This window comes from Halosegnis rubeus, assembly GCF_009184545.1.
Classification (GTDB): Archaea; Halobacteriota; Halobacteria; order Halobacteriales; family Haloarculaceae; genus Halosegnis; species Halosegnis rubeus.
Window position 1 is genome coordinate 98,085 of sequence record NZ_QJOW01000008.1, and the last position, 7,435, is coordinate 105,519.

A 7,435-nucleotide genomic window follows, 5' to 3' on the forward strand; every position below is an offset into this window, starting at 1 on the left:
TATATCCCCCGGCCGTCGTTACGAGGTGTTGTCGGGGCCGATAGCTCAGCCCGGCAGAGCGACTGGCTCTTAACCAGTCGGTCAAGGGTTCAAATCCCTTTCGGCCCGTCTCTCCGTGCTGTGAGCGAACGCGAACGGCCAGAGTCGTCCCTAAACTGATCTGATTCGTCTTCAGTCGATTATACGCACGAGCGACGGGTGTCGCAGTGATGTCGTTCGCCAGCGGTGTCGCGGCCCCAGAATAAAAACGAGCGTCGTGGAGAGTTGTCGACGGCCGCTCGGGCTGTGTCGGGCTTGTGGCGTCTTAGACCGTCTTGTCGAGGTCGGGGTCGAACTCCAGGACGTTCTCCATGTCGCTGTCGTCCACGTCCTCGAAGGCGTGGCGGGCGATAGAGCGGCGGTGGACCTCGTCTGCTCCGTCGACGATGCGGAACGCGCGGACGGCCTCGTAGAAGTGCGCGACGGGCAGGTCCTTTCCGATGCCGTTGCCGCCGAGACACTGGACGGCGAGGTCCATGACCTCGTTCGTCACGTTGGCGGTGAACATCTTCGACATGGCGACCTCAATGCGGGCGTCGCTCTCGTCGAGTTCGCGCGCGGCGTGGCGGACCATTGTACGCGCGGCGTGGAGTTCAGTCTCGGCGGTCGCGATGCGGTGGCGCAGTGCCTGCTTTTCCGCGAGCGGCTCGTCGAACGCCTCACGCTTCTGGAGATACGCCTTCGAGATGTTGAGCGCGCGCTCCGCCATCCCTGAGTAGCGCATACAATGAGTGAGGCGACCGCCGCCGAGTCGGAGCTGTGCGAGCCGGAATCCCTCATTTTCCTCGCCCAGGAGGTTCTCCTCGGGGACGCGGACGTTGTCGAACTTGATTTCGGCGTGGCCGAGCGACACGTCGACGATGCCGTGACCGCCGAGGTGTGGGACGTTCCGAACGATGTCGACACCCTCGGTGTCCGTCGGCACGAGGATGATGGAGGTGCCCTCGTACGGGTGGGCGTCGAGGTCCGTCCGTGCCATCACGAGCAGGAAGTCGGCGTTGTAACCGTCCGAGGACCACCACTTGTGGCCGTTGATGACGTACTCGTCGCCGTCTTTGATGGCTGTGGTACGGAGCATCTTCGGGTCGGAGCCGCCACCCCGCGTCGGCTCCGTCATCGAGAAGGCCGACTGGAGTTCGCCCTGCACGAGCGGGCGGAGGTACTCTTCTTTTTGTTCCTCGGTTCCCGCCATCTCCAGCGTGTGCATGTTCCCCTCCTGTGGCGCGTTCGCGCGGATGGCGAGGGCACCCCACAGCGAGCGGCCGACCTGCTCGAAGGAGGGCAGCATGTCGCTGAACTCCAGCCCCTGTCCGCCGTACTCCTCGCTCACCTGCGGCGCGAACAGGTCACGTTCCTTGGCGAGTTCCCACGTCTCGTGGAGCTCGTCCTCGGAGATGAGTTCGCCCGTACGGAGGGCCTCCCGTTCTCGCGGGAGGACGACCTCTTCCATGAAATCCTCGACGCGGCCCGCCACTTCCTTCGCTTTCGCAGAGTCGTGATACTCCATATCACATCTCACAACCGGAGCTATGTAAAACTATAGCTGTTTGTCCGTAACTGCAAGAATAATCCCGGCTGTGGGTTTACGCTGTAGTCGATTCCAGGGCTATAGATTTCAGCTGTTGTATGCGTCTCGGACATCGGGAAGCGGCACGCGCGCCGCCGGTGGGCAGCTTCGAGTCTGCTTACTCGGTCACTTCGGTCTTCACCACGGTCGCCGGGCGAGTGGTCAACCGGAGCACGCGGTCGGTCACACTGCCGAGCAGCGTCCGATACTCGTCTGCTCGCCGCTTGGTCCCGAGCACGAGCAGGTCCACGTCGGTGTCGTCGGCGTACGAGACGATGGTCTCGGCGGGCTGTCCCTGCCGAGTGGCCGTCTCGATGTCGACACCCATCTCTGCGGCTCGGTCGCGGAGCGAACCGAGGGCCTTCTTGGCCTCTTCCTCCAGCCCGTGTTCGGGGCCTTCGGCCTCGTCGACGTACTCGTCCCCGCTGTAGGCCGTAACCACGTCCTCGTCGACAACGTAGAGTGCGTGGAGCTCTGCGCCGGTCGCGCTCGCGAGTTCGAGTGCGTGTGTCTCAGCCGCCGTCGAGGCGGTCGTCCCGTCGGTCGACAGTAGAATGCGGTCGTACATCATCGACTAGTTCGATGGTCGTTGTGATAAATCTACGATATTTTGCCCGATTACTCCTGTGGGGAGTAGTTCGGTGCCTCGTCCGTAATCATCACGTCGTGTGGGTGGCCCTCCGTCTGGCCGGCTGAGGAGACGCGAACGAACTCGGCGCGCTCTTTGAATCCGGGAATCGTCTCCGCGCCGACGTAGCCCATCCCCGATCGCATTCCGCCGACGAGCTGGTGAAGCTCTGATTCGAGCGAACCTTTGTACGGCGTAGCTGCCTCAACGCCTTCGGGGACGAACTCCTCGTCCTCGTCGGCGTCCTTAAGATAGCGGTCGCCGCCTCCCTCGCTCATCGCACCGACGCTGCCCATCCCGCGGTACTGCTTGTACTTCTTGCCCTGCATCGTGATGACGCGGCCGGGCGCTTCGTCTGTGCCGGCGAAGTAGGAGCCGAGCATGACCGCGTCCGCGCCCGCGGCGATTGCCTTGATGGCGTCACCGGAGTAGCGAATTCCACCGTCAGCGATGACAGGCACGTCTTCGCGGGTGGCCACGTCGGCGACCTCGGCGACGGCCGTAATCTGTGGTATTCCCGCCCCCGAGACGACGCGGGTCGTACAGATGGAGCCGGGACCGATACCGACCTTCAGACCGTCTGCGAAGTCCACGGCCGCCTCGGCGGCCTCCCGCGTCCCGATGTTGCCGACGACCACGTCGGCCTCGACTTCCTGTTTGATGTCGCGGGCGGAGTCAAGCACGTTGAGGTTGTGTGCGTGCGCACAGTCGATGAAGATGATGTCGGCCCCGGCCTCGTCGGCGGCGGTCGCACGGTCGGTCTCGAACGGGCCGACGGCGACGCCGACACGGAGCTTACCGTCCTCGTCGCGCGCCGCGTTGTCGTACTCACGCCGCGAGAGAATGCCCTTCATCGTGACGAGCCCCGTGAGCCGATTCTCGTCGTCGACAATCGGGATACGCTCGATTTTGTGTTCGTACATCAGTTCGAGAGCCTCCCGCGCCTCGATACCCTCCGTCGCCGTGATGACCTCGTCGGTCATCGCCTCGCGGACGGTGTCGTCCTCGGCGATGCCGATGTACGGCCGGATGTCGGTGCCGGAGATGATACCGAGCACCTCGTTGTCGTCGTCGACGACCGGGGCTCCCGAGACGCCCGACCGGCCCATCAGCTGGTCGACCTCCTCGACGGTCATCTCGGGAGACGCGGTGACCACGTCACGGATAATGAGTTCATCCGCGCGCTTGACCTCGGTGACTTCTTCCGCAGTCTCCTCGACGCTCATGCTGCGGTGGATGACGCCGAGTCCACCTTGTCGAGCAATCTCCGTCGCGAGGGGTGCCTCGCTGACGGTGTCCATCGCCGCCGAGAGGACCGGAACGTTCAGTTCGACGTTTCGGGAGACCCGAGTGCTGGTGTCGGCCGCGTCGGGTTCCACGCGTGACTCTTTGGGTCGAAGGAGTACGTCGTCGAACGTCAGCGCCTCTGGTACGGTGAGCTTCTGCGAGAATCTGTTGTCGTCCGCCATGTAAACGGTGAGCAGGCTCGTCGGAAAAGGATTCCGAGAGCTACGACAGTCAAAGTGTGTGAACACACCACACAAATCGGACGATTTTATTCTGTGAACGGTCCACATCCAACAAACGGCAATTTCTGCACAATACTTATGTGACATAGCGCGTACATTCGGGTATGGACGCCGTATGTTCCAACGTGGCTCGTGTTGCCGGAATGAGTGAGAACTCTGTGGACACGAAGAACACAAAGTGCACGTTCGGAACAGCGGCCTGGTTCGCGTTCGACTGGCTCGGTCCCGTACCGGGTTATCGCGACGCAGACCACCCATCGGCGACGGGGTATCGCCATCACCCCTGAATGAGCGTCTCCAAACACCCGGTCGCGATTCGGCTCGAGCAACAGGTAGGAAAAGGGACGCGACTGCTCGCGACGGTGATGTGTCTCCCGCTCGTCGACGGTATCTTCCCGGCGCTCGTCCTCGCTGGTGCGCTCTCGACCACCCTCGGCATCATCGAGGTCGGCCTGCTCGTTTTCGGCGGTTCGGCGACCCTCGCCGTCGTCCTCGCCGAGATGGAGGGGACCCGCCGCGAACAGATTCAGTCGATTCTACTGGTGGGAGTCCCGCTCGTCGTCATCGCCGGAGCCGAGGCGGCACTCGCACCGACCATCGCCAACATGCTCGACATCCCGACGTTCGAGCGCTTCGCCGCGCTCGTCATCCTCGCAATCGCCGCCAAGACGGCCTCCGCGACGGTCGGCGAGTATCTCCCCTCGCCGGGCGTCATCGTCGGACTCGGCTTAGTCGCTTCGTTCCAGCCCAACAGTTTCGAGCTGGCGTTCAGCGCGAACCCCGAGGTCGTGTTCCGCGGGATGGCGGCGGCCGGTGCCGGCGTGGTCTTCGCGCTCGGTGCGGCGCTGTTCGGCCCGTGGCTCCGTGGCAACGTCGACATCGACCGCTTCCGGTTCGGCAGCGCGGTCGCGCTCGGCGTGCTCCCGCTGAATATCCTCGGACTCATCGATGCGAACGTACCGCTTGCACTCGCGGTGCTCGCGGTCACCTCCCTGCTCTCGCTCGATCCGCAGGGCGCGGTCGAATCGATGCCCGTGGACGACGAGAGCTCCGACGACGGCGAGGAGCCACCGACCGACCCCGGTGGGAACGAGCAGGCCCCGTGGCTCTGACGACAACGCTTTGACGCGCCGGCCGCACCCTTGGGTATGGCAGACAACCGCGTCGTCGAGGGCCGGATGGTCACGCCGAAGAAGCTCGCCGAACGTATCGAGGGCGACTCAATCATGGACGCCGAGGGCATCGAGGACGCCAACTTCGACTGTCCCGACTGCGGCGAGAACGTCCTCGCAGTCGGCTACATGCCGAGCGTGACGAGCTTCTACACCGGCTACAAGTGCCAGGAGTGTCCGTGGTCGGATATCGAAGAGTAGCTACCGCGGTAGCAGCTGTCCCCAGTACCGCTTCTCGATGATTTCCACCACCAGCGGCTCCGTCACCGACAGCTGACACGAGAGTCGCGGATAGCCGTAGCGTGCAGCCAGCTTGTCGTGCCAGTGGTCGGCCGCCGGCGCGGCGTCGTCGTCGGTGTGGACGCGCACGCCACAAGTAGCACAGATACCACGCCCCCCGCAGTTGGCCGCCTTCGCCGCCGGTGCGTACACCTCAAAGCCCGCGTCGAGCAGGAGGTCGCGCAGATTCTGGCCGTCGGTCGCCGTGAGCTCCGTCGCGTCGCCGTCGTCGAGCACCCGGACGGTGTGGTCGGTCATATCCGTGGTTCGCGCTCGACGGATATAGTCGTCTCCCGAATCGAAACCCCTTTACAGCGAATCCGTGTACGCACAGGCGAGGGGCTGTGGCCAAGCCAGGCATGGCGACTGACTCCAGAGGCCACGCGCCCGGTGACGAGACTCCAGACTGATATACCGAGCGACCGACTGATCATCGCTCGCGATGACGACCCTCTGGAGGACCGAGGCGCACACCGGAGATATCAGTCGATCGGGGGTTCAAATCCCTCCGGCCCCATTCTCATCTTAAACGAACGCAAACGCATCGAGAGCGGCCAGCATACCGTTCTCTGCGAATGGTGTGGCGGGGAAATCGTCGAACATCCCCAGCGATGTCACGCCGACCCGACACAATTCTGCGACCCATCTCCCGACCGGAGGGATGGCCAATGATGCGCCACTGCCCGAGCTGTGGCGCTCGCATGAAGCGCGGCACGCCTCAGAAGGTGAGGCCGGTGCTGGATGACGCGAATCGCGTCGGGTCGCGTCAGCCCTCCAGTTCGTAGCCAATCCGCTCTATCCCGTCGACGTGGTCAAAGTCACCGTCGTCGGAAACGACCGGTTCATCGTAGTGCCGGGCAGTTGCTGCGACTATTGCATCACCCGGGCCGAGCGTTGGCTTTGAGTCACTTCGCTGGTGTTCGCCTTCGAGAATCCCCGCCTGAGTCGCAATCACCTCTGTAAGTTCTGCCTTCGGTTTGCTGGATGTGAGGCGCTGATACGCCTGCTTGTCCTGTTGTTTGCACTGCTCTTGTCCGGTCTTGCCAACGGAGATGAACAGCTCGTAGCCGACAATCGTGGGCACACGCAGCGGCTCGTTAGAGACTTCCAGTTCCTGTGCTTTCAGCCGTGCGCCGGGGTGTTGGTCCTTCAGCGCACCCAAGAAGTTCGTGTCTAAAATCATTGCTCGGCGGCAGACCCTTCAGACTCGTCGTGAAACGCCGCCATTTCCTCGTTCTGGGCGGCTTCTGCGGCTTCAATCGCCTCCTTGTGCTCCTCCCAACTACTCCCGTCACCGTCTGCGAACTCGTCTGCAAAATCTACGAGCGTGTAATCGCCCGTCAGTCGCTCAATTGCTTCAGAAAACGTCTCGTCATCGCGTTTCTTGTCCTTGAGTCGCTCGTACAGCCCCTCCTCAATTCTGACCATCTTTGTCCCCATGTGTATACGTCGTTTACTCGCTCATATAATGATTTCGCCGTCAGTCCTCAGCGTGGATATTCGTCGAGGTATCGAGAAACGTCATCGCCAGTTCTCGCGCGATTCACGAACAGATTCCATCGCTTCCTCGGCCTGCTCATCGCTCCACACGCTGGCTTCAATCGGCTTTTCATCCTGTGTTTGGCACATACACACCTATCATGAACTCATCTACAGGCGGAGCAGGGCGAGTGCCTCGGGGCTTGACCCCGAGGGTGAAGCCCGACACCCGCCTTGATCTACCACAAACACGAATACTTACAAACCACCGTTTCTAAACAGTATTCGTGCAGAAGTCGCTGACCAGTACTCTGGTGTTTCAATTAGACATCCACGAAGGGAGTCAGCAACTGCTAGATTCTGGACAACTCGAAGCTCGCCGCGTCGTTAACGAAATCTTCCGGCTAGACGCGCAAGGATACGATTGGGAAACCATCGAAGACAAAGTAGTCGGGCGGTCAAACCACGTCCAAAACACGACGCAGCGGCTCTTCGACAAAGCAACGGATGCACTCGAACGCTACTACGACGAAGACGACTACGGCCACCCCCGACAGAACCACGACGAATCGTTCCCACTTCGAATGAATCATGGCGAGGGATACCAACTCTCCGGTCAACTACCCCACCCTAAGCGCCTTCGGCACTTTGAGGGTGGGGCTTGTCCGTGAACTCGGCCTCAAACCCATCAGGGTAGGCGGTAAATCCGCCACTCAGTGTCACAGTTCCAGACTTTAGGGCG

At 62.1% G+C, this 7,435-nt stretch carries 8 protein-coding genes, 2 tRNA genes and 1 pseudogene; 4 read left to right on the forward strand and 7 right to left on the reverse strand.

What is annotated here, in order from left to right:
* Positions 1–34 precede the first annotated feature (34 nt).
* Positions 35–108: transfer RNA gene (locus DMP03_RS13630), tRNA-Lys, on the forward strand.
* Between the two features lie 196 nt (positions 109–304).
* On the opposite strand, the gene DMP03_RS13635 is transcribed toward DMP03_RS13630, so the two are convergent.
* The 3 genes from DMP03_RS13635 to guaB all read right to left on the reverse strand — a co-directional run bounded on the left by DMP03_RS13635 (position 305) and on the right by guaB (position 3,703).
* Positions 305–1,546, reverse strand: a complete 1,242-nt coding sequence (locus DMP03_RS13635; protein ID WP_152121093.1) for an acyl-CoA dehydrogenase family protein — start codon at positions 1,544–1,546, stop codon at positions 305–307.
* A 178-nt stretch (positions 1,547–1,724) separates the two neighbouring features.
* A complete protein-coding gene (locus DMP03_RS13640) occupies positions 1,725–2,174 on the reverse strand; it encodes a universal stress protein (protein ID WP_152121104.1) in 450 nt (149 codons plus the stop codon).
* A 50-nt stretch (positions 2,175–2,224) separates the two neighbouring features.
* The gene (guaB, locus tag DMP03_RS13645) at positions 2,225–3,703 is read right to left on the reverse strand and encodes an IMP dehydrogenase (RefSeq protein ID WP_152121094.1); all 1,479 of its coding nucleotides are present in this window, start codon (positions 3,701–3,703) and stop codon (positions 2,225–2,227) included.
* 347 nt (positions 3,704–4,050) lie between these two features.
* Between guaB and DMP03_RS13650 the strand changes: the two genes are divergently transcribed.
* A complete protein-coding gene (locus tag DMP03_RS13650) occupies positions 4,051–4,875 on the forward strand; it encodes a DUF5794 domain-containing protein (RefSeq protein ID WP_152121095.1) in 825 nt (274 codons plus the stop codon).
* 36 nt (positions 4,876–4,911) lie between these two features.
* The gene (locus DMP03_RS13655; protein WP_152121096.1) at positions 4,912–5,136 is read left to right on the forward strand and encodes a DUF5795 family protein; all 225 of its coding nucleotides are present in this window, start codon (positions 4,912–4,914) and stop codon (positions 5,134–5,136) included.
* Here the strand turns inward: DMP03_RS13655 and DMP03_RS13660 are convergent, their stop codons facing one another.
* Positions 5,137–5,472 (reverse strand): 2Fe-2S iron-sulfur cluster-binding protein, encoded by a 336-nt coding sequence (locus DMP03_RS13660; RefSeq protein WP_152121097.1) that lies wholly within the window; start codon positions 5,470–5,472, stop codon positions 5,137–5,139. It abuts the gene before it with no gap.
* Positions 5,473–5,552: 80 nt separating this feature from the next.
* On the opposite strand from DMP03_RS13660, the gene DMP03_RS13665 reads away from it, so the two are divergent.
* A tRNA-Trp gene (locus tag DMP03_RS13665) sits at positions 5,553–5,731 on the forward strand.
* Positions 5,732–5,980: 249 nt separating this feature from the next.
* Here the strand turns inward: DMP03_RS13665 and DMP03_RS13670 are convergent.
* The 3 genes and pseudogenes from DMP03_RS13670 to DMP03_RS14855 form a co-directional block, all read right to left on the reverse strand.
* Entirely contained in the window at positions 5,981–6,397 is a 417-nt protein-coding gene (locus tag DMP03_RS13670) for a PIN domain-containing protein (protein ID WP_152121098.1), read from the reverse strand.
* Entirely contained in the window at positions 6,394–6,654 is a 261-nt protein-coding gene (locus tag DMP03_RS13675; RefSeq protein ID WP_225870836.1) for an antitoxin VapB family protein, read from the reverse strand. Before DMP03_RS13675 ends, DMP03_RS13670 begins: the two co-directional genes overlap by 4 nt.
* Positions 6,655–7,323: 669 nt before the next feature.
* Positions 7,324–7,435, reverse strand: a pseudogene (locus DMP03_RS14855) (transposase); the annotation flags it as partial.

What these genes read in the sequence shown, in the direction of transcription:
- DMP03_RS13650 (WP_152121095.1), top strand. Translation starts at nt 4,051, where the DNA reads ATGAGCGTCTCCAAACACCCGGTCGCGATTCGGCTCGAGCAACAGGTA.
- DMP03_RS13670 (WP_152121098.1), bottom strand. Translation starts at nt 6,397, where the DNA reads ATGATTTTAGACACGAACTTCTTGGGTGCGCTGAAGGACCAACACCCC.
- DMP03_RS13660 (WP_152121097.1), bottom strand. Translation starts at nt 5,472, where the DNA reads ATGACCGACCACACCGTCCGGGTGCTCGACGACGGCGACGCGACGGAG.
- DMP03_RS13675 (WP_225870836.1), bottom strand. Translation starts at nt 6,654, where the DNA reads ATGGGGACAAAGATGGTCAGAATTGAGGAGGGGCTGTACGAGCGACTC.
- guaB (WP_152121094.1), bottom strand. Translation starts at nt 3,703, where the DNA reads ATGGCGGACGACAACAGATTCTCGCAGAAGCTCACCGTACCAGAGGCG.
- DMP03_RS13635 (WP_152121093.1), bottom strand. Translation starts at nt 1,546, where the DNA reads ATGGAGTATCACGACTCTGCGAAAGCGAAGGAAGTGGCGGGCCGCGTC.
- DMP03_RS13655 (WP_152121096.1), top strand. Translation starts at nt 4,912, where the DNA reads ATGGCAGACAACCGCGTCGTCGAGGGCCGGATGGTCACGCCGAAGAAG.
- DMP03_RS13640 (WP_152121104.1), bottom strand. Translation starts at nt 2,174, where the DNA reads ATGTACGACCGCATTCTACTGTCGACCGACGGGACGACCGCCTCGACG.